The 24,762-nt window shown below is 62.0% G+C and carries 21 protein-coding genes; 9 read left to right on the top strand and 12 right to left on the bottom strand.

Annotated features, from left to right (window positions below; genetic code table 11):
- Window positions 1-2 precede the first annotated feature (2 nt).
- Window positions 3-1,913: a 1-deoxy-D-xylulose-5-phosphate synthase gene (dxs, locus tag ACW73L_RS14140; RefSeq protein ID WP_498922903.1), complete on the bottom strand. Its 1,911-nt coding sequence runs from the start codon at window positions 1,911-1,913 to the stop codon at window positions 3-5.
- A 156-nt stretch (window positions 1,914-2,069) separates the two neighbouring features.
- The gene (gene ispA / locus ACW73L_RS14145; protein ID WP_498922905.1) at window positions 2,070-2,972 is read right to left on the bottom strand and encodes a (2E,6E)-farnesyl diphosphate synthase; all 903 of its coding nucleotides are present in this window, start codon (window positions 2,970-2,972) and stop codon (window positions 2,070-2,072) included.
- Window positions 2,973-3,214: 242 nt separating this feature from the next.
- Here ispA and parE point away from each other — a divergent pair, with 242 nt between their 5' ends.
- Window positions 3,215-5,101: a DNA topoisomerase IV subunit B gene (gene parE / locus ACW73L_RS14150; RefSeq protein ID WP_498922906.1), complete on the top strand. Its 1,887-nt coding sequence runs from the start codon at window positions 3,215-3,217 to the stop codon at window positions 5,099-5,101.
- 18 nt (window positions 5,102-5,119) lie between these two features.
- On the opposite strand, the gene ACW73L_RS14155 is transcribed toward parE, so the two are convergent.
- Window positions 5,120-7,492, bottom strand: a complete 2,373-nt coding sequence (locus ACW73L_RS14155; RefSeq protein WP_498922907.1) for a fatty acid cis/trans isomerase — start codon at window positions 7,490-7,492, stop codon at window positions 5,120-5,122.
- A gap of 4 nt (window positions 7,493-7,496) precedes the next feature.
- Complete coding sequence (locus ACW73L_RS14160; protein ID WP_498922908.1) at window positions 7,497-8,402, bottom strand: D-hexose-6-phosphate mutarotase; 906 nt, start codon at window positions 8,400-8,402, stop codon at window positions 7,497-7,499.
- Between the two features lie 193 nt (window positions 8,403-8,595).
- On the opposite strand from ACW73L_RS14160, the gene ACW73L_RS14165 reads away from it, so the two are divergent.
- From ACW73L_RS14165 to ACW73L_RS14180, 4 genes are all read left to right on the top strand, one after another.
- On the top strand, window positions 8,596-9,204 hold the full coding sequence (locus ACW73L_RS14165) for a CDP-alcohol phosphatidyltransferase family protein (protein WP_498922909.1): 609 nt from the start codon (window positions 8,596-8,598) through the stop codon (window positions 9,202-9,204).
- A complete protein-coding gene (locus ACW73L_RS14170; RefSeq protein WP_498922910.1) occupies window positions 9,204-10,145 on the top strand; it encodes a phosphatidate cytidylyltransferase in 942 nt (313 codons plus the stop codon). Before ACW73L_RS14165 ends, ACW73L_RS14170 begins: the two co-directional genes overlap by 1 nt.
- Before the next feature lie 14 nt (window positions 10,146-10,159).
- Entirely contained in the window at window positions 10,160-10,822 is a 663-nt protein-coding gene (locus ACW73L_RS14175; RefSeq protein WP_498923110.1) for a lysophospholipid acyltransferase family protein, read from the top strand.
- Between the two features lie 159 nt (window positions 10,823-10,981).
- The gene (locus ACW73L_RS14180) at window positions 10,982-11,644 is read left to right on the top strand and encodes a DUF2231 domain-containing protein (protein WP_498922911.1); all 663 of its coding nucleotides are present in this window, start codon (window positions 10,982-10,984) and stop codon (window positions 11,642-11,644) included.
- 88 nt (window positions 11,645-11,732) lie between these two features.
- Here ACW73L_RS14180 and ACW73L_RS14185 read toward each other — a convergent pair whose 3' ends face one another.
- The 3 genes from ACW73L_RS14185 to ACW73L_RS14195 form a co-directional block, all read right to left on the bottom strand.
- Window positions 11,733-14,129: a TonB-dependent receptor gene (locus ACW73L_RS14185; protein ID WP_498922912.1), complete on the bottom strand. Its 2,397-nt coding sequence runs from the start codon at window positions 14,127-14,129 to the stop codon at window positions 11,733-11,735.
- A 287-nt stretch (window positions 14,130-14,416) separates the two neighbouring features.
- Complete coding sequence (gene nadA, locus ACW73L_RS14190; protein ID WP_498922913.1) at window positions 14,417-15,514, bottom strand: quinolinate synthase NadA; 1,098 nt, start codon at window positions 15,512-15,514, stop codon at window positions 14,417-14,419.
- A gap of 91 nt (window positions 15,515-15,605) precedes the next feature.
- Entirely contained in the window at window positions 15,606-16,385 is a 780-nt protein-coding gene (locus tag ACW73L_RS14195; protein ID WP_498922914.1) for a ParA family protein, read from the bottom strand.
- A 145-nt stretch (window positions 16,386-16,530) separates the two neighbouring features.
- Here ACW73L_RS14195 and leuS point away from each other — a divergent pair, with 145 nt between their 5' ends.
- From leuS to holA, 3 genes are read left to right on the top strand one after another with little or no spacing between them, the layout of a single operon-like run.
- Window positions 16,531-18,981, top strand: a complete 2,451-nt coding sequence (leuS, locus tag ACW73L_RS14200; RefSeq protein WP_498923112.1) for a leucine--tRNA ligase — start codon at window positions 16,531-16,533, stop codon at window positions 18,979-18,981.
- Between the two features lie 12 nt (window positions 18,982-18,993).
- On the top strand, window positions 18,994-19,509 hold the full coding sequence (locus ACW73L_RS14205) for an LPS-assembly lipoprotein LptE (RefSeq protein WP_498922915.1): 516 nt from the start codon (window positions 18,994-18,996) through the stop codon (window positions 19,507-19,509).
- The gene (gene holA / locus ACW73L_RS14210; protein WP_498922916.1) at window positions 19,506-20,537 is read left to right on the top strand and encodes a DNA polymerase III subunit delta; all 1,032 of its coding nucleotides are present in this window, start codon (window positions 19,506-19,508) and stop codon (window positions 20,535-20,537) included. Before ACW73L_RS14205 ends, holA begins: the two co-directional genes overlap by 4 nt.
- 14 nt (window positions 20,538-20,551) lie before the next feature.
- Here the strand turns inward: holA and pqqE are convergent, their stop codons facing one another.
- The 5 genes from pqqE to pqqA form a co-directional block, all read right to left on the bottom strand.
- On the bottom strand, window positions 20,552-21,685 hold the full coding sequence (gene pqqE, locus ACW73L_RS14215; protein ID WP_498922917.1) for a pyrroloquinoline quinone biosynthesis protein PqqE: 1,134 nt from the start codon (window positions 21,683-21,685) through the stop codon (window positions 20,552-20,554).
- Window positions 21,654-21,935 carry a pyrroloquinoline quinone biosynthesis peptide chaperone PqqD gene (gene pqqD, locus ACW73L_RS14220; RefSeq protein ID WP_498922919.1) on the bottom strand — a complete coding sequence of 94 codons (282 nt, stop codon included), beginning with the start codon at window positions 21,933-21,935 and terminating at the stop codon, window positions 21,654-21,656. Before pqqD ends, pqqE begins: the two co-directional genes overlap by 32 nt.
- A gap of 4 nt (window positions 21,936-21,939) precedes the next feature.
- Window positions 21,940-22,668 carry a pyrroloquinoline-quinone synthase PqqC gene (gene pqqC / locus ACW73L_RS14225; protein ID WP_498922920.1) on the bottom strand — a complete coding sequence of 243 codons (729 nt, stop codon included), beginning with the start codon at window positions 22,666-22,668 and terminating at the stop codon, window positions 21,940-21,942.
- A gap of 14 nt (window positions 22,669-22,682) precedes the next feature.
- Window positions 22,683-23,597, bottom strand: a complete 915-nt coding sequence (pqqB, locus tag ACW73L_RS14230) for a pyrroloquinoline quinone biosynthesis protein PqqB (protein WP_498922921.1) — start codon at window positions 23,595-23,597, stop codon at window positions 22,683-22,685.
- Window positions 23,598-23,682: 85 nt separating this feature from the next.
- Window positions 23,683-23,757, bottom strand: coding sequence for a pyrroloquinoline quinone precursor peptide PqqA (pqqA, locus tag ACW73L_RS14235; protein ID WP_129884644.1), 75 nt, complete (start codon window positions 23,755-23,757; stop codon window positions 23,683-23,685).
- A gap of 306 nt (window positions 23,758-24,063) precedes the next feature.
- Between pqqA and ACW73L_RS14240 the strand changes: the two genes are divergently transcribed.
- Entirely contained in the window at window positions 24,064-24,693 is a 630-nt protein-coding gene (locus ACW73L_RS14240) for a hypothetical protein (protein WP_498922922.1), read from the top strand.
- Window positions 24,694-24,762 lie beyond the last annotated feature (69 nt).

Genomic DNA, 24,762 nt, shown 5'->3' on the forward strand with positions numbered 1-24,762 from the left:
TCCTACTTACTCTTCGATCGGGCCAAGACGGGCGGCTTGAGTTTGGCCGTCGCCTCGAGATAGCGGCGGACCGATTGTTCGATGCCGGCCGCATCGAGGCCGCTTTCGGACAGCAATTCCTCGCGGCTCGCGTGTTCAAGGAAGACATCGCTGAGGCCGAGGTGGACCACCGGAATCAGACAGTGATGTCGACTCAGGGCTTCGCTGACAGCAGCACCCGCACCGCCGGCGATTGCGTTTTCTTCGATCGTAACCAGTACATCATGGGTGCGGGCCATCTCGAGGATCAGCGCCTCGTCGAGCGGCTTCACGAAGCGCATATTCACGACCGTCGCATTCAGGGCCTCGCCGGCTTGCAAAGCCGGCTCGACCATCGTTCCGAAGGCCAACAGCGCCAGAGTCGATCCGTGGCGCTTGATTTCGGCCTTGCCGATTGGCAAAGCTGCCATTTCAGCGACAGGCGCGATGCCCGGTCCTTTACCGCGCGGATACCGTACGGCGGCGGGGCCATCATGCCGGAATCCCGTGTAGAGCATCTGCCGACACTCATTCTCGTCGGCAGGCGCCATGATCAGCATGTTCGGAATGCAGCGCAGATAGCTCAGGTCGAAGCTGCCAGCGTGCGTCGGGCCGTCCGGTCCGACCAGACCGGCGCGGTCGATGGCGAACAACACCGGCAGATTCTGTAGCGCGACGTCGTGAATCAGCTGGTCGTAGGCGCGTTGCAGGAACGTCGAGTAGATTGCCACAACGGGCTTGTAACCCTCACAGGCCTGTCCTCCAGCGAGTGTGACGGCGTGCTGCTCGGCGATTCCGACATCGAAATACCGGTCAGGGAAGCGCTTGGAGAATTCCACGAGCCCGGAACCCTCGCGCATGGCGGGCGTGATGCCGAGCAGTCGCGGATCCTGTTCGGCCATGTCGCAAAGCCATTGTCCGAAGATCTCGGTGTAAGTGGGCGATCCGGGTTTGGACTTGGGCAGATGGTCCTGCGTCGGATCGAATTTTCCGACGGCGTGATAAGCCACGGGGTCCGCTTCGGCGGGCGCATAGCCCTTGCCTTTTTGCGTCACGACGTGCAGGAAACGGGGCCCCGGCAGTTCACGAAGATTGCGCAGGGTCGTGACGAGCGTGTCGATATCGTGGCCATCGATAGGGCCGATGTAGTTGAACCCGAGTTCCTCGAACAGCGTCCCGGGAATTACCATGCCCTTCATGTGCTCCTCGGCCCGCCGGGCCAGCTCCCACACACTCGGCATGTGCCGTCGCAGCAACTGGCGGCTGCCTTCGCGGACCGTCGTGTATAACTTGCCCGACAGCAGTTTCGCGAGATAGTTGTTCAGCGCGCCGACATTCGGTGAGATCGACATCTCGTTGTCGTTGAGTATCACCAACAGGTTCGCGTCCAGCACACCCGCATGGTTCAGGGCCTCGAATGCCATGCCTCCGGTCAGACCCCCATCGCCGATGATCGCGACCGCATGGTTGTTGCGGTGGTCCAGACCGGCGGCAATCGCCATACCGAGCGCAGCGCTGATCGAGGTGCTGGAGTGACCGACCCCGAAGCAGTCGAACTCGCATTCATCCCGGTTCGGGAAGGCAGACAACCCATCCTTGCGGCGGATCGTCGAAATGCGGTCACGACGACCGGTCAGAATCTTGTGAGGGTAGGCCTGATGTCCGACATCCCAGACCACCTTGTCATGCGGGGTGTCGAAGACGTAATGCAAGGCGACGGTCAGTTCGATCGTGCCCAGTCCCGCCGCGAAATGTCCGCCGGACTGACTCACCGTCTCGAGCAGAAACGCGCGCAACTCCTCGGTCAGTTGGGGAAGCTGATCTTCACTCAAGCGGCGCAGATCCAGAGGGCTGTCGATGCTCTGCAGCAGTGGATAGGCGTGAGAGTCGGTCATGGGTGCTGTGTTCCAGTGTTGACTGAGGTGCGCCGGTCGGATGGATCCGGCAGGCACTCAGGGCGGGCGTCTCTGGCCCGCATTATGTTACGACGGATGGTCCCTTTCAAGGCGCGGAGCCCCGTCCTATCCGGGGGATACCGGCAGGCATGGGCATCAGTTTCGGCGTTCGATAACGAACTGCGCCAGGGCTCGCAACACGCTTCCGCGCTCACCCAGAGGTGACAGACTGTCCACCGCTTCCTCGTAGAGCTCGCGAGCCTTCTGCCGCGCGCCCGAAAGACCCAGCAGCGCCGGATAGTTCGGCTTGTTGTGGTCGCGGTCCTTGCCCTGCGTTTTGCCCAGCGTCTGGGTGTCGCTTTCCTCGTCCAGAATATCGTCCTGAATCTGAAAGGCGAGGCCGATCGACTTGGCATAGTGATCCAGCCGGTCGCTGGTTTCGTCCGGCAGATCCGGGTGAGCGAGGCACGCCAGTTTGACGCTAACCCGGATCAGCGCTCCGGTTTTCCGGATGTGCATGTTCTCGAGTTCAACGATGTCCAGCGCCTTGCCGACGGCATCGAGATCGATGGCCTGTCCCCCGACCATGCCGAACGAACCGCTGGCCAGTGCCAGTGCCTCGATCATGGACAGGCGCGCGGCTGCCGGAACCTTCAGTGTTGGATCGTCGGCGAGAACCTGAAACGCCAGCGTCTGCAGCCCGTCGCCGGCCAGGATCGCGGTCGCCTCGTCGTAAGCCTTGTGGCAAGTGGGCTTCCCGCGCCGCAGATCGTCATCGTCCATCGCGGGCAGATCGTCGTGGATCAGCGAGTAGACATGAATGAGCTCGACCGCGCATGCCGGCGCATCCAGCACCTCGAAAGGAAGTTCCAGGGCTCGACCGGTGGCATAGGTCAGCAGGGGTCGTAGCCGCTTCCCGCCCCCGAGGACGGAGTAACGGATGGCCTGGTGCAGGCGCTCCGGGGGCTTCGAGACCGGGGGCAGGCGTGCGTCCAGAGCGGCTTCCGCCCGTTCCTGGCATAGGAGCATGAACGCTTTGAGGTTCGATTCGGCAGTCATCGGGTAGGGCGATAAGAGGGAGTTACAAGAGATCGGGTGCTGACCAGCGTGCCGGTGCCATCAGTCGTCGCGCAAGCCGAAGGAATGCGCGCGCCGTCCGGCCGGGACGCGATGACGCTCGTGGCCATTCGGTTCGTCTTTTTTTCAACAGATTATCGCAGAGTTTGCAACTTGATTAAAATGACGGATTGAAATCCTCGTCCCTTCCCCGAGCCCATAGCCCCGGAGCCCCCTTAGCCGCGATGAGCCAGGCCTACGATGCATCAGCGATAGAAGTCCTTAGCGGTCTCGACCCGGTGCGGCGACGACCGGGCATGTACACCGACACGACGCGCCCGAACCATCTCGTGCAGGAGGTCGTCGACAACAGCGTCGACGAGGCGCTGGCCGGGTTCGCGACGCGTATCGAGGTTCGTCTGTTCGACGACGGGGGCATCGAGGTGCGCGATGACGGCCGCGGCATGCCGGTGGATACGCACCCGGAACTGGGTGTCTCGGGGGTTGAAGTCATCCTGACGCGATTGCATGCCGGGGGGAAATTCTCACACAAGACCTACCGCTTCTCCGGCGGACTCCACGGCGTGGGCGTTTCGGTCGTCAACGCCCTATCGCGGCAACTCGACGTGGAGATCCGCCGCGGCGGCAAGGTTTACGGTATGCGCTACGCGAGTGGCGACAAGCTCAGCGAACTGCAGGAAATCGGCACGGCGGGAAAAAGGGAAAGTGGAACGATCATCCGCTTCTGGCCGGACCCCAGCTATTTCGACTCCGCCCGGGTGTCCAGGGCGCGGCTCATCCATCTGCTGCGGGCCAAGGCGGTCTTGTGTCCCGGTCTGGCGATCCGACTGATCGATGACGAGAAGGCGACCGATGAAACCTGGTGTTACGAGAACGGCTTGACGCAATACCTGCACGATCAGATCGGCGCGGCCGAGTGCGTACCCGAGGAGGCGTTTCGCGGCTCGATGGAAGGGCGTCGGGAGGCGGCGGACTGGGCCTTGCTGTGGTCGCGTGATGCGGCCGTGCAGGTGGCCGAGAGTTACGTGAACCTGGTGCCGACGCCGCAGGGGGGGACCCATGTCAATGGTCTCAGGACGGGGCTCACCGAAGCGTTGCGGGAGTTTTGCGAATACCGCAACCTGCTACCGCGAGGGCTTCGGCTCGCGCCGGAGGACGTTTGGGAGTGCGTGCACTACGTCCTGTCGGTCAAGCTTGACGAACCCCAGTTCTCCGGACAGACGAAGGAACGGCTCAGTTCACGCGAATGCGCGGCTTTCGTATCCGGGGTCGTCAAGGATTCCTTCACTCTCTGGCTGAACGAACATCCGGCGGTCGGCGAGCAGATTGCCACGCTGGCCGTGGAAAGCGCGCAGCGGAGGCTGCGCGCGAGCCGGCAGGTGACGCGCAAGAAGATCAGCAGCGGTCCGGCTCTGCCCGGCAAGTTGGCCGATTGCGCGGCCCAGGACGGCGCACGCACCGAGCTGTTTCTGGTGGAGGGCGACTCCGCGGGCGGCTCCGCGAAGCAGGCGCGCGACAAGGATTTCCAAGCGATCATGCCACTGCGCGGAAAAATCCTGAACACTTGGGAAGTGGGATCGGAAGAGATCCTGGCCTCGCAGGAGGTGCATGACATCAGCGTCGCGCTGGGCGTCGACCCGAATTCCAGCGAACTCGCCGGCCTGCGCTACGGGAAGGTCTGCATCCTGGCCGATGCGGATTCCGACGGCAACCACATCGCCACCTTGCTCTGCGCGTTGTTCGTGCGGCATTTCCGCGCCCTCGTCGAGGCGGGGCATGTCTTCGTCGCGATGCCCCCCTTGTATCGCATCGACATCGGCAAGCAGGTCTACTATGCGCTGGACGAGGGTGAGAAGCAGGGTGTGCTCGATCGCATCGAGGCCGAAAAGATCAAGGGGAAGGTCAACGTGCAGCGGTTCAAGGGGCTGGGTGAGATGAATCCCTCCCAGCTGCGCGAGACGACGCTGAATCCCGATACGCGGCGCCTGGTGCAGATGACGCTCGAGGACCGCCAGGCTACCGATCAACGGCTGGATCTGCTGTTGGCCAAGAAGCGCTCCGCCGACCGGCGGGTTTGGCTGGAGGAAAAGGGTAACCTGGCCGAGGTCTGAGCGCGCCCGTCTTCCTCCTCAGCGGTTCTCGAAACGGTTGTAGTCGAACAGACCCGCTTCGATCGGTGTTTGCGTGCGGTAGATCCGGTGCAGCGCGTCGCTGTGCTCCCAGAAGTCGGGATGGGTGCGCCTGACGCCGAACTCGGTCAGCAGGCGCCCGAAATCGGCTTCACTACCGAGCCTTGTAATCGCATCGACGAAACGGTGTAAATCGCCGATGTCGACCTTGAAAAACGCATTCGGGTAGGCGCCGATGAAGCCCGGCGCGACTGTCATCCGGTCTTCCGCCGGAAGCCTCCGTTCCTTGAACAGATGCGAGATGTTCGCCCGCGCCGCATCCTCAAGCAGCGTGTAGACTCCGACGGTGCGTGCGCCGCCGGAACTGCGTTCGACGATCTCCACGAAGGAGGTCTCGGGCATCAGCGACAGGGCGGGGCCCTGTGCCTGGGTCAGACGCCGCAGCGGTTCCCGGACCCGCGCATCCTCGACTCGATCCAGATCGTGGCGGCGATCGAGCACGGGTGCCAGTCGTGCGCGCAGCATTCCGAAGAGTTCGGTCTTCGGATCCCGCGTCGCGTAGGGGATGCCGGTCTGTTGCCGAAAATCGATCCGCTGGCCCAACAGGTAGTCCTTGACCTCCTGGCTGGCATCCCGATACCAGAAATCGCGAACCTGTGTCCGGATCTCCTTCGGAAGCAGGATCAGGAAATTGAACTCACCCTCCATGCGCAGGAAGTCCATGTAGAGGCGCGAGAATAACTGGTGACCGACGTTGCCGTAAACATCGAAGCCGGCAACCAGCAGGTAGTGGATGCGCTCCAGCAGCGAGTAGGTCACGACCCAGGCGGTCTTCGGTGGCTCCCCGACCAGACCCTGCACCACCGACGCGCTGTCGAAGTGCCGGAAGATCGTCAGCGCGGCGTTGGGGTTGGTGCCGTCGCCGTTCCAGATCTTCTTCAGTGTGATGCTCTCGCGTCGGGGCAGGGATTCTTCCAGCTTGCGCTGCTTGGCCTGCAGTTGACGGTTCTGTGCTGCCGAATACCGCAGCCAGGTCGTCAATAGCAACGGGTTGCTTTCCTCCTCGGCCGGCAGCCTGAGATTGCCGCTTTGCCGGGCGAGGAAGTCGCCGCTACGCGCCATCACTTCGGAGTCTGGATCAAGAAACACAGCCCAGAAACGGTCGTCGATCACGTTCAGTGCGACCTGCCCGCGACACACCGGCCCCTTGATGAAGCCCATGACGATGAACTGGGCTTCGTCCAGCATGAAGCGGTAACGGCTGCGGACCGGAATCGCCTGGTATGCGACGAAGGGGTTCGATGCGACCTCGGGACGATAGGACGGCAACGCAACGACAGAGTAGGGCGCCTCCAGGAAAAGCGCACGCCACAGCGCCATGCGGGCCGCGTTCAGGGCATAGGGCATGTGCGTCTTGGCGAGCATCGTGCCGGGTGCAGGCTCGATGCGATAGTAGACGCGCGGGACTCCCGGGTCGTCGTAAGGGCGGCGCGTGAAGATCGGATCCGCTTTCTGTCCCGGTGGTGTGCGCGAGCGAACGATACGGAAGAAGGGTCCGCCCGGGTGCTCGGAAAAGTGCAAGTGCCCGAGGAATAGGTGTTCGTAGACGTAACGGCTCATCAACTGTTCCTTCAGCGAAGAGCCGTTCAGAAACCGCTCCCATTCGGCGATGGCATCGCGATACACCGTCGGGATCGCATCCGGCGCCGAATCCGGTGCGCCGACTTCCAGCCAGCGTAGCACTGTTCGGTGTTCCCGCGCATTGAGTCCAGGCAGGCCGTAAGGCATGCCCCAATCGGGATAGGACTCGGCAAACGAATCGAACTCTTCGATACGGGGGCACTGCTGCTTCCGGTCGAGCGAGAAATCGAAGCTGTCTGGCAGTCGGTCGACTCGTGGCAGGGGGCGGTCGTGCTTGAGCTGAAGCATCCGGGCCATCACGCCGCCGGCAAGGTTCGCCTGGGGTGTCTGCTCGCGCTCGTTCAATACCGGGTAGAACGAGCGCTCGCGCCATTCCGGCGTGGTTCGCGCATCCTCGAACAAGCGCGTCAAGCGTGCAGCGATCAGCCGCGAGCCGTCGTAGACCTTGGCCTTGTTGGCACCCCGATCGATGCCCTCGTAGGCCGTCAGATTGAGCTGGCAAGGCGCGTCGTAACAGCCGTGGCAGACCGCGCAGCGGCTGTCGAGGATGGGCTTGACGTCGCGTCGGAAATCGATCGCGCTGCCAGCAGCGGCGACCGGATGCAGACGGGGGCGCTCGACACCGAAGGCGCGGTCCAGCGCTAGCCGGTTCTGCCAGGCGCAGCCGGCGATGCCCAGCAGCAGGAGTAGCATCAGCGCGCGCCGAAACCCTGGCATGATTGGCTTGCGCATCGCGTTACGCGATCCGTTCAACGGTGTATGCCACGCTCAATGTATGCGTGTCGCCGGGAAGGAGCCGCACCGCATCGCGATCCGCGTTGCCGCTCTCGACGCAGACCATCTGGCGATAGCCGTCCGCGGGCATGTCGCTCAGTGAAGCCGTCTTGTCCTTGCCCGGGTTCCAGACGATCGTCGACGCGCTGCCGCTCTTCTCGATACGGATCCGGCGTCCGTATCCAGGATCGTCGATCCAGCATTCCCCGTTCACTCCGGTGTAGATGCGATCAGTCTCAGCTTCGAAGACGATCGCACCGGCTTGTCGCTTGGAGCGCTCCTGATCGGTCTTGTCCACGTAGACGGCATCCTCAAGTCCCTGCACGCGCACCGTGGCAATGTCCGAAACCCGGAAATAGGCATGCAGCGCCTCACTGAAGGTGATGGCCTCGGCACCCATATTGCGGGTCGACAGGGCGAGCTCAAGACGGGTGCCGATCCGGAGGCTGAGTGTCAGCGAGCAGGCGTGGGGCCAGAGTGCTTCGGTGGTTTCGTCGTGCAGCAGACGCAGTCGGACCGACACACCGCAGTTATCCGCGTCGGTGTGCTCCACGATCCAGAGGTGAGTCCGGGCGAATCCGTGAGCCGGAAAGGTCGGCTCCTCGGGATGGGCCCCGAACCAGGGCCAGCAGATAGGAATCCCGCCGCGAATGGCTTTTCCTGACGCATACTGAGCGGACGGCGACAACCACAACACCGGTTCTTCGCCTTGCGGAACCCATTCGAGGATCTGGGCACCCCGCAAGGCCACCCGCCCGGTGGCGTGTGGGTGCCGGATCTCGATGATAGCGGTCTCATTCGGTCCCGAGGTGAAGTGGATGGCATCGGGAATGCCGAAATGGGCGTTCAAGGCGGCGATATCGGGCATGGGGCGCACTCGTCAAAATCCGGGGCCATCTGTGCTCAGCGCGCACCGACGTCCTTGAGAATGGATACTAGGGTACTGTCTGGACGCTGCGGCGGGAAGCACGGCGCCAATTATGGACGCTGGCGCGCGGTGCGGGTGACAGTCCCTTGGCGGCACGCTAAGCTTCGCACCTCGTCCGGCGAAGGGGATGTTCATGCCATCGATCTACGAACTCAAACCCCGCTTCCAGGCCTTGTTGCGCCCCGCAGTGGCTCTTCTGGCGCGCAGCGGCGGCAACGCGAATCAGATCACGAGTCTCGCGATGGCACTCTCGTTCCTGATGGGAGGATTGGTGCTCCGGCATGGGGCGGTGAGGTGGGTCATGCTGCTCGTGCCGTTGGCCCTGTTCGTCCGGATGGCCTTGAATGCGATTGACGGCATGCTGGCGCGGGAACACGGTCAGCAATCCCGCCTCGGTGCGTTGCTGAACGAGCTTGGGGACGTGCTTTCGGATGTCGCGCTGTATCTGCCCTTTGCGACACTGCCGGGAGTCAATGGGGCGGCCGTCGTGCTGTTCGTCGTCTTCGCGCTGCTTGCCGAATTTTCGGGCGTGCTCGCGCTCGCGATCGGGAGTGCCCGTCGCTACGAGGGCCCGATGGGCAAGAGCGACCGAGCGTTCGCGGTAGGTCTGGCGGCCTTGCTCATGGCGTTGGGCGTCTCGCCCGGTACCTGGCTGAGCGTAGGTTTCGTCCTGCTGGCCGTGCTGTCGTCCCTTACGGTCATCAACCGCGGGCGGGGTGCGCTGCAGGGCGGCGGTGCGTGATGGGCGCTCTGGCGGTCAGTCCGAACGTGCTGTGGGTGTTTGCGGCGATCTGTGCCGCCCTGTTGTGTGCGTCGGCGATTTCCGCGCTGTTGGCTCGCAGCGCTGGCCGCGATGGCCATCGCGAACTGCGGCTCCGCGTTCGCTCCTGGTGGCTCATGGTGGCCGTGTTTGCTGCCGCGCTGACACTGCATCGCAACCTGACGCTTATCTTCTTTGCATTCGTCAGCTTTCTTGCGCTGAAGGAATATCTCAGCCTGATTCCGACCCGTCGCAGTGACCGCCGCGTGTTGTTCTGGGCCTATCTGACGATCCCCGCGCAATATGTCTGGGTCGGCATGGAGTGGTACGGCATGTTCATCATCTTCCTGCCGGTTTATGTCTTTCTGTTTCTTCCGTTGCGTATGGTCCTGGTCGGGGAGACGACTGAGTTTCTGCGGGCGGCGGGTACGCTGCACTGGGGCCTGATGACCACAGTATTCAGCATCAGCCATGTGGCCTTCCTGCTGGTGTTGCCCGAGGCGCGCAACCCGGTGGCTGGCGGTGCCGGTCTGGTGCTATACCTCGTACTGCTGACGGAATCCAACGATATCGCACAGTATCTGTGGGGCAAGAGCCTGGGACGGCGCAAGATCCTGCCGAAGGTCAGTCCGAACAAGACCTGGGCCGGTTTCCTTGGCGGCGTCGTGACAGTCACGGTCCTGGCGGTCATGCTGGCGCCCTATCTGACGCCCCTGGAGCCGCTGCAGGCCAGTGTCGCGGGGGTGCTGGTCGGGATTGGTGGTTTCGTCGGCGATGTGGTGATCTCGGCGGTCAAACGCGACATCGGTGTCAAGGACAGCGGCGCATTGATCCCGGGGCATGGCGGCATTCTCGACCGCATCGATTCCCTGACCTACACTGCGCCGCTGCTCTTCCATTACCTCCGCTACCTGAGTTTCTGATTGCGTTGCGTACCGTGATTCGAGCGCTCCGGTGGTTGTTCTTCGCCGTTGTTGCCCGCCTGATCGTGTTGGTGGTGCTCGGACTCAATGTCCGGCATCGCGAGCGCTTGCCGACCAGCGGTCCCGCCATCATCGTCGGCAACCACAACAGCCACCTCGACACGCTGGTCCTGATGACACTGTTGCCCTTGGAACTGCTGCCGCGAGTTCGGCCGGTCGCTGCGGCCGATTACTTTCTGGGCAAGGGTCTGCTGAGCTGGTTCGCCATCAATATCATCGGCATCCTCCCCTTGGAACGCCGGCCCGTCCGCGGAGTGGATCCTCTTGCGGCATGCAGTTCCGCACTGACCCAGGGGGAGATCCTGATCCTGTATCCCGAAGGGACTCGTGGCGAACCGGAGGAACTCGGCGCTTTCAAGAGCGGGATCGCCCATTTGGCTGTGCGGTGTCCGGAGGCACGGACGATCCCGGTTTACATGAAGGGGCTGGGTAAGGCGCTGCCTAAGGGGGAGGCCTTGCTGGTCCCCTTTTTCTGCGATGTCTTCGTGGGCGAAGCCCTGCACTGTGACGGCAATCGGCGGACCTACATGGCCTCCTTGCAAGCCGCTTATGAGGCGTTGGGAGAAGAGGCCGGAGACCGACGGCGTCCCAGAGCGACAGCCATGCCGCCGCCGTGAACCCGTCATATCCCATCGGGTGTGTGCCTTGCGACGAAACTTAGGCGCGAGGAACGGTCAAACGATAGGGAACTATCATTCGGCCACCGGGATCGGTGCAACAGACAGCATGTGAGCCTCGGGGCTCATTCCACGACACGCAAACAATATGGACCGCACATGAATCAGTATTGGCACTTACTCTACGGTTCCTTCGGCCTACCGCAATTGCACGGCGCCGGCGGAGATGAAGGTGGCGGTTTGGTGGGTTTGGTCGAAACCTTTCTGGCCGCGATTACCGATCTGCTCGATTCGAGCAGCCAATGGGTGCTGTTACCGGGAATCCAGGGCCTTGGCAGCAATCTGCATCCGATGATCGTGCACTTCCCCATCGCATTGCTGGCGACCTTTTTTCTTCTGGAGCTTGCGGGCTTGGGCTTGCATCGCCCTGCCTTGCGTCAAGTCGCGGCGTGGATGTTGTATCTCGGGGCGGCCGGCGCAGTGGTTGCCGCGACCGCAGGCTTTCTGGCCGCCGCCGAAGTTCCCCATGGCGGCCAGGTACATGAAATCATGGAATGGCACCAGCGTCTGATGGTTATCGTGTCAGTGTTGGCGGTCGTACTCGCGTTGTGGCGTGGCCTGGGCGGCATGGCGGTCTCAACCATGGCGGTGGGCCTTCACCTGTTCCTGGCGACCGCCATGATGGGTTTGATGGTTTTCGGCACTGATCTCGGCGGGTTGATGGTTTACCGCTACGGAGTGGGCGTCGCCAGTCTGCAGAGTCAGGAAGAGGCTCATCAGCACCTGCACTCCGCGGTTGAGGAACCCATGACTCGGCGCTAGCGGGCCAAATGGGCGCGGATCGCCTGGAGCGACCTCGCGCGGCCGGATGATGCTCCGGGCGTCCTAACTTCGTGTCCGGATGCGAGCCTTACATCGACAAGCGCACGCCGACCCAGCCGCCGAACGGTGCTCCGGCACCGACGAAGCGTGGATCCCCAAACTGCGGCCCCAGCACTTCCGATGCATTCCCGTAGGTACCGAAACTGTTGTAATGACGGTCGAACAGGTTCTCGAGCCGGGCATAGACCGAGAAATGTTCGTTGTACCGGTATTCACCACGCAGGTTGAAGACCGCGTACGGTGACGTCTTCGAGTTCAGATTGCCTTCGTCGCCCCGGAAGTATTGGCCGCTGTTGAAAAACATATCGAGACCGACGGTCAAGCTTGGAATGACGGCCCAATCGACAGACCCCTTCAGGATGTCGCGGGGCAGTCCGGGGATGTAGTCGCCCGACTGCACCGGCACAAAACCGTCAACGGCTTTGGGATTGTGCGGGCTGGCTGCCAGGAAGCCGTTCTGGAAGGTTGCGTCGAGCAGGGTGTAGTTCAGCATGAAGCGAACCTCTTCGTAATCGCCGGTCAGGCCGAGTTCCATGCCTTGGCGTAGCGTTTGCCCAACGTTGTCGAAGTAGCCCATGCCGCGCATGGTGCCGCTCGTGATGAACAGGATGTCGTTTGAGTTCTGGGTGTGAAAGAAGCCGGCATTCCAGTTGACTCGACCACCCCACAATTCCCGGAACTGTCCGCGAAAGCCGGTCTCCCAGGTCTTGGCGACGACTTGTTTCAGCGGGGGATCGGACACGAAGGCGTTCGGGAGACGGCAGGGTTCGTCCGGGTTGGCGCAGCTCAATTCGACCGCAGTCGGCGCGCGATTCGATTCCGCGTAGTTCCCGAACCAGGTGACCTCCGGCATGAACGCATAGGTCAGGCCCGCTGACGGATTGAAGCGGTCAAAACTGTGCCGGCCATCCAGGTCGGTGCCCAGCTGGTCGTGTAGCTGGATCCGGGTCAGGTTGTAACCGCCTGCGATCGTGAGGGCCAGCTCCTCAGTGACTGAGAGGGTGTCGGTGAGGTACCAGTTGTAGAGCTGGTTATTGGTATTGAGCCAGACGCGCGCTTGCTCGACGAAAAGTCCGCTACCGGATGTGCCGCGACTCGGCGTCAGCTGGGCCAGTTCGGAGTTGAAGTTGAAGTTGACGTTTCCCTCGTTCGCGCTCCCGCCGGTTACGAAGCGGTTAGGTAGGCCGAACAGGTTGTAATCCAGGGTGGCCTGGGCACTGCCGCCGTAGCTGCGCTGGTTGGTTTGAGCGATATTGTTAACGGCGCCTTCAACCGCGTCGCTCTCCTTTACGAAGCGACCGTTCTGGTCGATTACAGGCTCGCCGTCGCCATCCTCTCCGCAGATTAGTCCTTGGAAAGTTGGGTCTTCACAGTCCTCATAATCGGAATCATCCCCGTTGAAGTTACGGGTCAAGGTCTGCCGGAAGTACACGTTACCGGTCAGCTTCACATGTTCGGCGACCTGATAGGAGCCGTCCAGTTCGGACATGAAGAAGTTGTTATTCGTCAGGTCCGGGTGTGTGAAGACGGCTTCATAGTTGATGCGTGACAGCTGCACGGGCACGGTGCCATTGCCGGTGAGTGAGTTGCCGTTGCCGACCACGGTCAAATTGACTTCACCGCGATCGAAATGGAAGTTGAAGCTGCCGAACGCCTGTTGGACTTGCGTCGGAGAGTATTGGCGCCAGCCGTTTTCCTGGAAATTCCGCAGATCGACGAAGTAGCCGAAGGAGCCGTCGTTCCAACCGCTGGTGATTTCTTCGCTGTGCCGACCCCAGGATCCCCCGAAGACATCCACATGGTGCCCTGGGGCGCTGAAGCCGGTCTTCGTCTTGATCGCCAGGGCGCCACCGAGCGCGTTCAGGCCGTAGACCGGGTTCGAGCCCGCGTGAACCGTCATCTGATCGACCGCACCTTGCGGGATCAAATCCCAGTTCATCGTATCGCCGAATGGCTCGTTGAAGCGGATACCGTTGAAATACACCGCGAGTCCCTGTGGTACGCCGAGCAGCGGCGATGAACTGAAGCCGCGGAAGTTCACGTCCGGCTGGAACGGATTGTTCTGGACGTCGTTGACGTTGACGCTGGGCATCAAGCGCCGCATGTAATCAGGCAGGTTGATCGCCTGCGCTTCCCGCATCTGCTCGGCACTGGCCTCCTGCACCGGCGTTGGCAGCTTGTAACGTTCCACACCTCCGGTATCGATCGGCGTGGTCGCGACGACTTCCACCGCTTCGAGTTCCGCGACCTGACCGGGCTGGCTCGGCGTCGTCGTTGCCGATGAGGTCTTCGCCTTGCTTGCTGCGGATTTAGCGGCCGGGGCCGCGGGGGTTGCCGCGGTGGTGTCGGTCGTTTCATCGGTTGCTTCGGCCGCGCTCATGCACGACAGAAAGACACCGGGTATCAGGGGCAGGTAGCGGTTCATTGTTGTTGCCGTCGATGCGCAAAAGACACAGTGCGTATCGTAAAGGAGACAAGGATGGCAACCTATGGGAAAAATTCCCGAACCTTGGGTAAGGCGCGACGCGTCAGACTACGGGAATTCAAATGATATCGGGCGGTCGGCGACCGCCGGGTGCGACTCGACCGATCCCATCTCAGAGAGGAGGGTACGTTGTGGATAATGCGCGGACAGCTAGGGCGCTGCGGTGCGCCGAAAACGGGCGGGGAGAGCGGCGGTCGCAGGGGGAGGAAGGTGAATGTCGCGGTGGGTCAAGACACCGTGAGCATGTTGTTCAGCGCGAGTTTGGCATAGCGTGCGTCGGCCTCGTTGACGCGGATGCGGTTCACGACGGTTCCCTGAACCAGATTTTCAAGCACCCACAACAGGTGCTGGGGATCGGTGCGGAACATGGTCGAACACATGCAGATGGTCGGCGACATGAAGTGCACCTGCTTGCCCTGGTTGCGCACCTCATTCGCCAGACGATTCACGAGATTCAGTTCGGTGCCGACCAGCCAGCGCGTATTCGGCTCGGCTTCCCGGACGGTCTTCAGAATGTACTCGGTGGAACCGACATAATGTGACTTCTCGCAGACCTCGAAGCAGGCCTCGGGGTGCGATATGACTCGGGTGTCGGGATACGTCTCCAGGAAACGGTCGATGTGCTCCGGCTTGAACATCTGATGAACGGAGCAGAAGCCTTTCCACAAAATGATGCGGGCGCGTTCGATCTCGTCGACCGTCAGACCGCCCATGGGCTTGCCGAAATCCCAGGTGACCATCTCCTCTAACGGGATCCCCATGCGATAGCCCGTATTCCGGCCCAGGTGTTGGTCGGGGAAGAACAGCACCTTGCGTCGCTGGCTGAAACTCCAGTCGAGGATCGTCCGCGCGTTGCTGGAGGTGCAGACGATACCGCCGTGACGGCCACAAAAGGCTTTAAGGTCCGCCGCGGAGTTGATGTAGGTCACTGGCGTGATATCGCGATCGGGGTCGAGCACGGTGGCCAACTCGGTCCAGCATCGCTCGACATTCACGCGGTTGGCCATGTCGGCCATCGAACAACCGGCTGCGAGATCCGGCAGGATGGCAATTTGCTCGGGCCGCGACAGGATGTCGGCGACCTCGGCCATGAAGTGAACACCGCAGAACACGATGTACTGGGCGTCCGAACGCGCCGCCCAGTGCGAGAGTTTCAGGGAGTCGCCGCTGGTGTCGGCGTGCCGGAAGACTTCGTCGCGTTGGTAATGGTGCCCAAGGATGACGCAGCGGTTGCCGAGCGCCTTTTTTGCTGCGGTGATCCGTTCATGACATTCTTCGTCGTCGAGCAGCGCAAAGTCTTGGATCGCGAGGGCTGTGGCGGACATCGTGCGGGGTCTTGGGAAAACTAACGACTATTCGATAATACCACAGTGAAATGCTGCGGTAATGGATGTCGGCAGCCCCGTTTGGCCGTGCTCAGACGGCATGGATCTCGTCGTGCAAGGCTCGGAATTCGGCGGAGAGCTTATGATCCGGCGCGTAGTGAATCAACGGCTTGGACTCACTGTGGGACTCCCGCACCTTGACCGACGGCGATATCTTGGTGGACAGCACCGGATGCCCTTCGGACACGAGTTCGCTGACGAGTTGCTGGGGCAAGCTGGCGCGGCTCTGGTACTGGTTGACGACGATGCCCTCGAGTTGAAGCGCCGGGTTGTGATCGGCCTTGATCTCGGAGATCACGGCCAGCAGGTTGTAAAGCGATTCACGCGTGAAGGCGTCGCAATCGAAGGGAATCAGGCAATTGGTGGCGGCAATCAGAGCCGAGCGGCTGTAAAAGTTCAGCACCGGCGGCGTATCGATGTAAATCCGCTCGTACTGGGTCAGGGACTCGAGGGCTTCGCGGAGCTTGTAAATCTTCATGCGCTGATCGAGCCGTGTCTGCAAGGGCTCGAACTCGGGGTGCGAGGCCATGACATCGAGATTATCGAATGGCGTGGCGTGGATCGCCGCGTTGATTCCGCTGTCGGAATTGCTGCCGAACAGGTTGATGCTCAGTGTCTGCTTGAAGAAGCCGGCCAGGGTCGCGTCGGGTTCGATGATCTTGTGTCCCAGCAGGTAGTGGGTCGAATTCCCCTGGATGTCGAGATCGACCACCAGCGTGCGCCTGCCTTGCGCCGCGCTGACGGCCGCCAGATTGCAGGTGATGGTCGATTTCCCTACGCCGCCCTTCTGATTGAAAACTACTCTGCGCATTGTCGCCTCGGATGGGTGATTCATGACTGCCCTGGATACCTCAGTCCGCCAGCCCCGCTGTTTCGCCGAGGATTCCGCTCAAGCTTCAGCTTTGCCGCACCGTCCGGTATTCTAACGGGTTTCAGCGATGTTTGAATCGGCGGCGATGGACGATCTTTACAACCCGCAGACGATTGAGTCCGCGGTGCAGAAAATGTGGCAGGAAACCGGTGTTTTCCGGGCGACGGAGGATACGTCCCGGCAAAAATTCTACTGCCTGTCGATGTTTCCCTATCCCAGCGGTCGCCTGCACATGGGGCACGTGCGGAATTACACCATCGGCGACGTTATCAGCCGCTACCAGCGCATGCTCGGCAAGAATGTGCTGCAGCCGATGGGATGGGACGCGTTCGGGCTGCCGGCCGAAAATGCGGCCATGCAAAACGGGGTTCATCCGGCCGACTGGACCTACGACAACATCGCCTACATGCGAGACCAGTTGAAGCGGCTCGGCTTCGGCTACGACTGGCAACGCGAAGTGGCGACCTGCGCTCCCGACTACTACCGCTGGGAGCAGTGGTTCTTCCTCCGTCTGCTCGAAAAGGGCCTCGTCTACAAGAAGACCTCGCCGGTTAACTGGTGTCCGAACGACCAGACCGTGCTGGCGAACGAACAGGTGATCGACGGCTGCTGCTGGCGCTGCGACACGCCGGTCATCCGGCGCGAGATCCCGCAGTGGTTCATGAAGATCACTGCGTACGCCGATGAACTGCTGCGTGATCTCGACACGCTGGATGGCTGGCCCGAGCAGGTCAAGCTGATGCAGCAAAACTGGATCGGACGTTCGCTCGGTGTGGAACTCGAATTCGCGGTCCAGGAGACCGGCGAGCCGCTGAAGGTCTATACCACGCGGCCCGATACGCTGCTGGGCGTGACCTATGTCGCCGTGGCGGCCGAGCATCCAGTGGCCAAGCTGGCCGTGGAGCGCAATCCGGGTCTCCGCTCGTTCGTCGACCTTTGCCTGCAGACGCAGGCCTCGGAAGCCGCGCTCGAAACCATGGAGAAGCGGGGCGTGGATTCGGGCTTCCGGGCCGTGCATCCGCTGACCGGCGAGGTCGTGCCGATCTGGATCGCCAATTTCGTACTGATGGGTTACGGCACCGGGGCGGTGATGTCGGTCCCTGCCCACGACCAGCGTGACTACGAATTTGCCAAACAGTTCGGCTTGCCGATCAAACCCGTGATCTTTCCGCTCGATGGCGGCGGTATCGACCTCGAAACGGCAGCGTTTGTCGACAAGGGGCGGCTCGCGAACTCCGGCGCGTTCGATGGGCTCACGTCGGAAGAAGCGTTCGAGGCGATCGCCGACCGGCTCGAGCAATTGGGTAAGGGACATCGCCAGGTGCATTACCGGTTGCGGGACTGGGGGGTGTCGCGGCAGCGTTATTGGGGTGCTCCGATCCCGGTGATTTACTGCGAATGCTGTGGAACGGTGCCGGTGCCTGACGACCAATTGCCGGTGCTGTTACCCAAGGACGTCGATTTCGAATCACAGGGCTCGCCGTTGGCGCGGTTGGACAGTTTCGTGAATGTTGCCTGTCCGACCTGCGGCGCGGGCGCGCGCCGCGAGACGGACACCTTCGACACCTTCATGGAATCGTCATGGTATTTCGCGCGCTACGCCAGCGCGGACAGTGATACTTCGATGCTGGATGCGCGTGCAGGTTACTGGCTGCCGGTCGATCAGTACATTGGCGGCATCGAGCATGCGATCCTGCACTTGTTGTACGCCCGGTTCTACAACAAGTTGCTCCGCGACGCGGGCCTGGTGCCTGCAGCGGAGCCGTTCACGCGGCTGCTGACCCAAGGCATGGTGCTGAAGGACGGCAGCAAAATGTCCAAGTCCAAGGGCAACACCGTCGATCCGCAGGAATTGATCAACCGCTATGGCGCCGACACGGTGCGGCTGTTCATCATGTTCGCGGCGCCGCCCGAGCAATCGCTCGAATGGTCGGACAGCGCCGTTGAGGGCGCCTTTCGGTTCCTGAAGCGGCTATGGAAACAGGTTGCCGGGCACGTCAATGCGGGTCCGGCCACTGCGCTGAGCGTCGGCGATCTGGATCCCGCTCAGCGCGATATCCGGCGCCAGGTGCATGAGACGCTCCGGAAGGTTAGCGATGACATGGGGCGGCGCCAGACCTTCAACACGGCGATCGCAGCCAATATGGAGCTATTAAACGCGCTCGCGAAGTTCGACGACGTGTCGGAGCAGGGTAGGGCGGTTCGACAGGAAGCGCTGGAATTGGTCGTGTTGATGCTGGCGCCCATGGTTCCGCATATCTGTCACGAACTCTGGTCAGCCCTGGGGCATCCCGAGGCCGTAGTCGGAGCGGGTTGGCCAGCCGTGGACGAATCCGCTCTGGTGAAAGAGTCGATTGAACTGGTGGTCCAGGTCAACGGCAAACTCCGGAGCCGCATTACGGTGCCGGTCACGGCCGACAAGGCGGCAGTCGAGTCGGCCGCACTCGCCGACCCTGCGATACAGCGCTACGTCGAGGGACAAGCGGTCAGGAAAGTCATCGTCGTCCCCGGGAAACTGGTCAATCTGGTCGTCTGAAAACAAAGCTTTATGTTCGCCAATCTGACGATGCGCGTGCTGCTGATCTTGTCGATCGGTGCACTGGGTGGATGCGGCTACCATCTACGCGGCAAAGTCGATCTGCCCGAGCGGGCTAAGGTGGTGAAACTGACCGGCATTGCTCCCGGGCAACCATTCAGTCAGGAATTCATCGAGATCCTGAGTTTCGCCGGCGGGCGGCTGGCCGTGAATCAGGCCGAAGCCGGCAGCGTGTTCCACGTCATCAGCGGCATCCACCAGCGGCGCCAGATCTCGCTCAGCAGGGCCGGCAAGGCAAACGGCTACAATTTGAGCTATCGTCTCTTGTTCGAAGTGACGACGCCGAAGGGCGAAGTGTTGCTGCCGCGCGAGGAACTCGAGATCAGCCGCCAGTACTTCGTCGATATCCGCTTCCCGCTCGGACAGGGTGAACAAGAGACCCTGATGCGTTCGGAAATGGAACGTGAAGCAGCCCAGATCGTCATGCGGCGGCTACGCTCGGCGGTCCGGAGCCCAGACAAGGCATGAGGCTGACGCCGGCCGAACTCGGCGGCGCGCTGCGCCGACGCATCGCGCCGCTCTATCTGGTTTTTGGCGATGAGCCGCTGCAGGTCACGGAAGCCGTGGCGGCGATCCGCTCGGCTGCTCAAGCCAATGGTTTTCCCGACTGGGAGCTGTTTTTCGTCCAGCCCGGCTTCGAGTGGGCCGCGCTCAGGGACGCTGCCGCGACCTTGCCGCTGTTCGGGGGCGCACGGGTGCTGGACGTCAGGGTCCCGGAGAAGCCTGATCAGGGCGGCGCGGAGTTTCTGGCGGAGTACGTGGCGGCGCCGAGCCCGGATTGCGTGTTGGTGCTCAGCGCCGGCAAGCTGAGCGCGGACGACCAGAAAAAGGCCTGGTTCCAGGGCTTCGAACGCGCTGGTGTCGTCGTCCAGGCCAAGCCGCTAACGGGGCGTTCTCTGTTGCAGTGGCTGGACCACCGTCTGAGCGCGAAAGGCTTGCTGGTGGAGCAGTCCGGACTGGCTGCCTTGGCGGCCCGTGTCGAGGGGAATCTGCTGGCCGCCGCCCAAGAGATCGACAAGCTGCACATCCTCTACGGTTCGGGGATGATTGACGAGCGCCAGATCGTGGCCGCCGTTGCCGATGCCGCCCGCTTCGACGTCTACGATCTGGTCGACGCCGCGCTGGACGCCAACACGGTACGGGTCAAGCGGATCCTCGACGGTCTGCGTGCGGAAGGCACGGCTCCGGCGGTCGTGCTCTGGGCTTTGTCCGGCCACGCTCGGGCGCTGGCCAGCATCATCAATCTGGTCGGGCGCGGCAAGTCCTTCGATGAAGCCTGTGCCTTACAGGTGATGAAGTCGTTCGGTGCCAGGAAGTCCCGAATGAGCCAATCTGCGACTCGCATCGATCTGCAGCAGGCGCAATCCATCGTGCTCCTGTGTGTCGCTGCGGATCGACGGATCAAGGGGGATTGCGTCGGAGATCCCTGGGAGGCTCTATTGGCGATCAGCCTGGCCTTTTGCGGTTTCCCCGAGGCCTATCTGCCGACTGTTTGACCGTGCCTGTCGGCTCAGTCCGCCGCCAGTAGCCTTGAGTTACGGGTGTTCCGGAAGGTCAAGGGCTGGCCGGCGGGCGCCTGCTCCCCGGACTCCGTCGCCCCGATTACGCGATCGACCAAGGCGCGGTGGGGCGACAGCCCGCAAACCGGGTCGGTCGCATTCATGTCTCCGGTGAACTGGAAGGCCTGGCAGCGACAGCCCCCGAAGTCCTTCGTCCGCTCGGGGCAGGTGCGGCATGGCTCGCGCATCCAGTCCTCGCCGCGAAAGTGGTTGAACGCCTCTGAACGCAGCCAGATGTCCTCGATGCTCATGTCTCTGACGTTCGGGCAGTTCAGACCCGGCAGGTCACGCGCGGCGTGACAGGGCAGGGCCAGGCCATCCGGAGCGATCGTCAGAAAGGTCGTGCCCCAGCCGTTCATACAGGCCTTGGGACGGTCCTCATAATAGTCCGGCACGACGTAGTAGATTTTCATCCGGCCCTGCAAGCGCGCCTTGTAATCCTGCGCGATCGCCTCGGCTTCCTCGAATTGCGCGCGTGTCGGCAGCAGTTGGGCCCGATTCAAAAGCGCCCAGCCGTAGTATTGGGTATTCGCGAGTTCCAGATAATCGGCCTGCAGTTCGATCGCCATCTCCAGAATTTCGCGCATCTGATGGATGTTCTGGCGATGGATGACCACGCACAGCACCATCGGATAGCCATGCTTCTTGACGAGCCGTGCGACGGTCTTCTTGTTTTCGAAGGACTCGGTGCCGGCCAGTTGATCGTTCAGCGTCTTTTCGGGGGACTGAATACTGATCTGAATATGGTCCAGGCCAGCTTCCCGGAGTTCGACGACGCGTTCCTCGGTGAGACCCTGGCCGGAAGTGATCAGGTTGCTGTAGTAACCCAGTTGCCGGGCATGGCGGACCAGAATGGCCAGGTCGGGGCGGGTCAGCGGTTCCCCACCGGATAGGCCCAGCTGCACGGCGCCCATGGCCCTGGCTTCCGACAGCACCCGCAACCAATCTTCGGTGCCCAGTTCATTAAGGTGCTGTGCGAAGTCGACCGGGTTCGAGCAGTAGGGACACTGCAAGGGGCAGCGGTAGGTCAGCTCGGCGAGCAGCCAGCGCGGGTTAGTGATGCGAGCGTTCCCGGATCCAGCCATTGTGCAGTGCCGCCTCGAGAAATTCGGCTACGTCGTCCATTAGATCGGTGGTTTCGAACTTGTTCTCCAGCACGGTCACCATTTCGGAAAGGTCGCGAGTTCCGTCGCACAGCTTCAGAATTTCGGCTGCCGAGTCACTGAGTTCGACCAAACCCTCCGGGTAAAGAATCACGTGCTTCTGTTGCGTCTCTTCCCACTGCAAGCGATGGGTGGGCGAGAACTGGAAGACGCTGTTCGGGTCCAGGGCCATGCGACTACACCGGGATATTGAAGTAGGGCGGTCGCTGCTCGATGTACGCGAGGTGCATCGCATCCAGCATCGTCCACAGGATGTCGAGCTTGAACTGCAGAATCTCTAATGCGCGTTCCTGTTGGGCCCGGGTCTGGAAATAGTCCAGGGTGATCGCCAAACCATGTTCCACATCGCGGCTCGCTTGCGTGACTCGCTTGCGGAAGTAAGCAAGTCCGGTCTGGTCGATCCACGGATAAAGATCCGGCCAGCCGGCGAGGCGCTGCTTGTGTATGCGCGGTGCGAAGAGTTCGGTCAGAGACGAGCAGGCCGCTTCCTGCCAGGTCGCCGTGCGGGCAAAGTTCACGTAGGCGTCGACCGCGAATCGCACACCGGGGAGCACGTGTTTCAGGGACGTAAGCTCGTCCCGCTCCATGCCGCAGGCCATGCCGAGCCGGATCCAGGCCTCGATTCCGCCTTCGTCCTCACCGTAGCCGTCGTGATCAAGGATCCGCTGCAGCCATTTGCGGCGCACCTCGCGGTCGGGGATGTTGGCGAGGATGGCGGCATCCTTGCGCGGGATGCTGACCTGATAGTAGAACCGGTTGGCGACCCAGCCCTGGATCTGCTCCCGGTTGAGCTTACCTTCCGCCATCAACACCTGATAAGGGTGATTGATGTGGTAGAAGCGTTCCTTGTCCCGCAGCCGCCGTTCGAATTCCTCGCGAGTCCAGGGGCGTGTGTCCTCTGTCATTCGGTCTCCTCAGGCTAAACCGTGATTGCCATACCGTCGTAAGCCACCTCAATGCCATGCGTTTCGAGTTCGCGGCGCTCCGGTGACTCTTCGTCCAGAATGGGGTTGGTGTTATTTATGTGGATCAATATCTTGCGCGCACGCTCATGCTGGCGGAGCGTTTCGATCATGCCGCCGGGACCGGACTGCGGCAGGTGGCCCATCTCACGCGCCAGCTTGTGGACGATACCGGCGTGGGCCATTTCGTCTTCGCGCCAGAAGGTGCCGTCCACCAGCAGGCAATCGGCTTCCGCCATCGCCCGTTCGACGTGCGGTTCGATTTCGCCCAGTCCGGGCGCATAGTACACGCGCCGGCCCGTCGAAGCCTGTTCGATCACGACACCGATGTTGTCGCCTTCGTGCGGGTCGTGTCGATGGGGCGAATACGGCGGCGCCTTGCTTTTCAGCGCGTGCGTGCAGAAGCGGAGATCGTCGATGCCGGGGATCTCGAACGCGCCGCCGTCCAGCGGCACCGCATGATGCTCGACCCGGCAGTAGTGTCCGAGCATCGTGAAGACGGGAAAGCCGGAGGTCAGATCCGCCCGGACCATCTCGCTGCAATAAATCTGCAATGGGACTGTGGACTCCCGCAGCATCAGCAGGCCGGTCGTGTGGTCGATCTGGCTGTCGATCAGGATCACCGCCCGGATGCCGCTATCCCGGATGCCGCTTCGGGGGTGCACGTCGGAAAACGCTTCGAGCTGACTGCGAATGTCTGGCGACGCATTGAACAGAACCCAATCCACGCCATTGGAACTGACGGCGATCGATGACTGCGTGCGAGGTGAGGAACGCATGGTGCCGCGCCGGATGCGGCTGCAGTTATGGCAGTTGCAGTTCCACTGCGGGAAGCCACCGCCGGCTCCTGAGCCCAAAACACGTATCTTCACGTCGATTCAGCAGAAAAACAGGGGGCCTGAAACGCAAAACGGGGCGGCACATTGCTGTGCGCCCCGTCCCATCCGGCAACCGCGATTAGCGGTTGTAGATGTACATCGTGACTTCGAAGCCAAAACGCAGGTCTTTGTAAGTCGGTTTTTCCCAACGCATGCTCAACTCCTCACAGTCGTTCAGTGGTTAATCCGATCCCGTCGGTCGAATTCCGCGTGAGTATACGTGCACCCTTTTGACAGCGCAACACGCGCAAGGCCGCCCGGGAGGATGTCCCGGACGCATTTGCTGCGTGGGTACCGCCGGGCCCGCAGTACGGTACCTCGCTGGATCGACGCGCCGTCCGGTAGCGCTTGCCTTGGCTTGTTGGGTCGATTGTTGGTAAGGTCTGCCCGCGCGGCCGTGGAGGTCCGCACAGATGATGTTCACGTAAGAAACGAAGCATGGATCCGGGAGATTGACGCCATGAAAAAAGAATTGAATCGTTCCGAGTGGGTCGCCGCCTTGTGCTTGGTGTTGGCCTCGACCGCGCCATTCGCCGAGGAAAAGAGCGGCTGGCCGGTTGAAGGCGGTGCCGCCAAGACCCAGCCCACGGCGCCCGAGGCCACCCCGGCACAAAAACCCGCCGAGGGGATGGGTGGCATGCAGCACGGCGGGATGATGGGCGGAGCCTCCCAGGGAGGCGGCATGAGCGGGATGCAGCACGGTCAGATGGGTGGCATGAGCGGCGGGCAGATGCCGCAGGGCGGTGGCGGAATGACTGGGGGTATGTCTCAGGGCGGGGGGATGGCCGGTATGCAGCACGGCGGTGCGGGCGGTGGCATGATGGGCGGGGGCATGATGGGGTCCATGCCGGCCATGAGCGAGCAAGAGAAAGATGAGTTGCTCAAGAAGGCGCTCGAACTCGACCTAAAGCTGGGGCAGTTGCGCATCCGCATCACGCAGGCGGCGGACGAGGCCGAGCGGGAGCGGTTGAAGGGGGAACACCGCGCCGTGTTCAAGGAATATCTGCCCAAACTCCATCAGTTGATGATGCAGTCTCACATGGAGATGAAGATGCAGGGCGGAACGGCCGGTCAGCCGATGAAGCACTGAGTCGGGTGTAAAGGAACGCCGCAGCGTATCCGTTCGTCGCGGCGTTTCTTCGTAGGAGCCCGTCGACGA

Source organism: Methylolobus aquaticus, from assembly GCF_054172105.1.

What these genes read in the sequence shown, in the direction of transcription:
- ACW73L_RS14185 (WP_498922912.1), bottom strand. Translation starts at nt 14,129, where the DNA reads ATGAACCGCTACCTGCCCCTGATACCCGGTGTCTTTCTGTCGTGCATG.
- leuS (WP_498923112.1), top strand. Translation starts at nt 16,531, where the DNA reads ATGGACGATCTTTACAACCCGCAGACGATTGAGTCCGCGGTGCAGAAA.
- pqqD (WP_498922919.1), bottom strand. Translation starts at nt 21,935, where the DNA reads ATGGCCCTGGACCCGAACAGCGTCTTCCAGTTCTCGCCCACCCATCGC.
- pqqE (WP_498922917.1), bottom strand. Translation starts at nt 21,685, where the DNA reads ATGGCTGGATCCGGGAACGCTCGCATCACTAACCCGCGCTGGCTGCTC.
- parE (WP_498922906.1), top strand. Translation starts at nt 3,215, where the DNA reads ATGAGCCAGGCCTACGATGCATCAGCGATAGAAGTCCTTAGCGGTCTC.
- pqqC (WP_498922920.1), bottom strand. Translation starts at nt 22,668, where the DNA reads ATGACAGAGGACACACGCCCCTGGACTCGCGAGGAATTCGAACGGCGG.
- ACW73L_RS14170 (WP_498922910.1), top strand. Translation starts at nt 9,204, where the DNA reads ATGGGCGCTCTGGCGGTCAGTCCGAACGTGCTGTGGGTGTTTGCGGCG.
- dxs (WP_498922903.1), bottom strand. Translation starts at nt 1,913, where the DNA reads ATGACCGACTCTCACGCCTATCCACTGCTGCAGAGCATCGACAGCCCT.
- ACW73L_RS14205 (WP_498922915.1), top strand. Translation starts at nt 18,994, where the DNA reads ATGTTCGCCAATCTGACGATGCGCGTGCTGCTGATCTTGTCGATCGGT.
- nadA (WP_498922913.1), bottom strand. Translation starts at nt 15,514, where the DNA reads ATGTCCGCCACAGCCCTCGCGATCCAAGACTTTGCGCTGCTCGACGAC.
- ACW73L_RS14155 (WP_498922907.1), bottom strand. Translation starts at nt 7,492, where the DNA reads ATGCGCAAGCCAATCATGCCAGGGTTTCGGCGCGCGCTGATGCTACTC.
- ACW73L_RS14165 (WP_498922909.1), top strand. Translation starts at nt 8,596, where the DNA reads ATGCCATCGATCTACGAACTCAAACCCCGCTTCCAGGCCTTGTTGCGC.
- ACW73L_RS14240 (WP_498922922.1), top strand. Translation starts at nt 24,064, where the DNA reads ATGAAAAAAGAATTGAATCGTTCCGAGTGGGTCGCCGCCTTGTGCTTG.
- holA (WP_498922916.1), top strand. Translation starts at nt 19,506, where the DNA reads ATGAGGCTGACGCCGGCCGAACTCGGCGGCGCGCTGCGCCGACGCATC.
- ispA (WP_498922905.1), bottom strand. Translation starts at nt 2,972, where the DNA reads ATGACTGCCGAATCGAACCTCAAAGCGTTCATGCTCCTATGCCAGGAA.
- ACW73L_RS14160 (WP_498922908.1), bottom strand. Translation starts at nt 8,402, where the DNA reads ATGCCCGATATCGCCGCCTTGAACGCCCATTTCGGCATTCCCGATGCC.
- ACW73L_RS14180 (WP_498922911.1), top strand. Translation starts at nt 10,982, where the DNA reads ATGAATCAGTATTGGCACTTACTCTACGGTTCCTTCGGCCTACCGCAA.
- ACW73L_RS14195 (WP_498922914.1), bottom strand. Translation starts at nt 16,385, where the DNA reads ATGCGCAGAGTAGTTTTCAATCAGAAGGGCGGCGTAGGGAAATCGACC.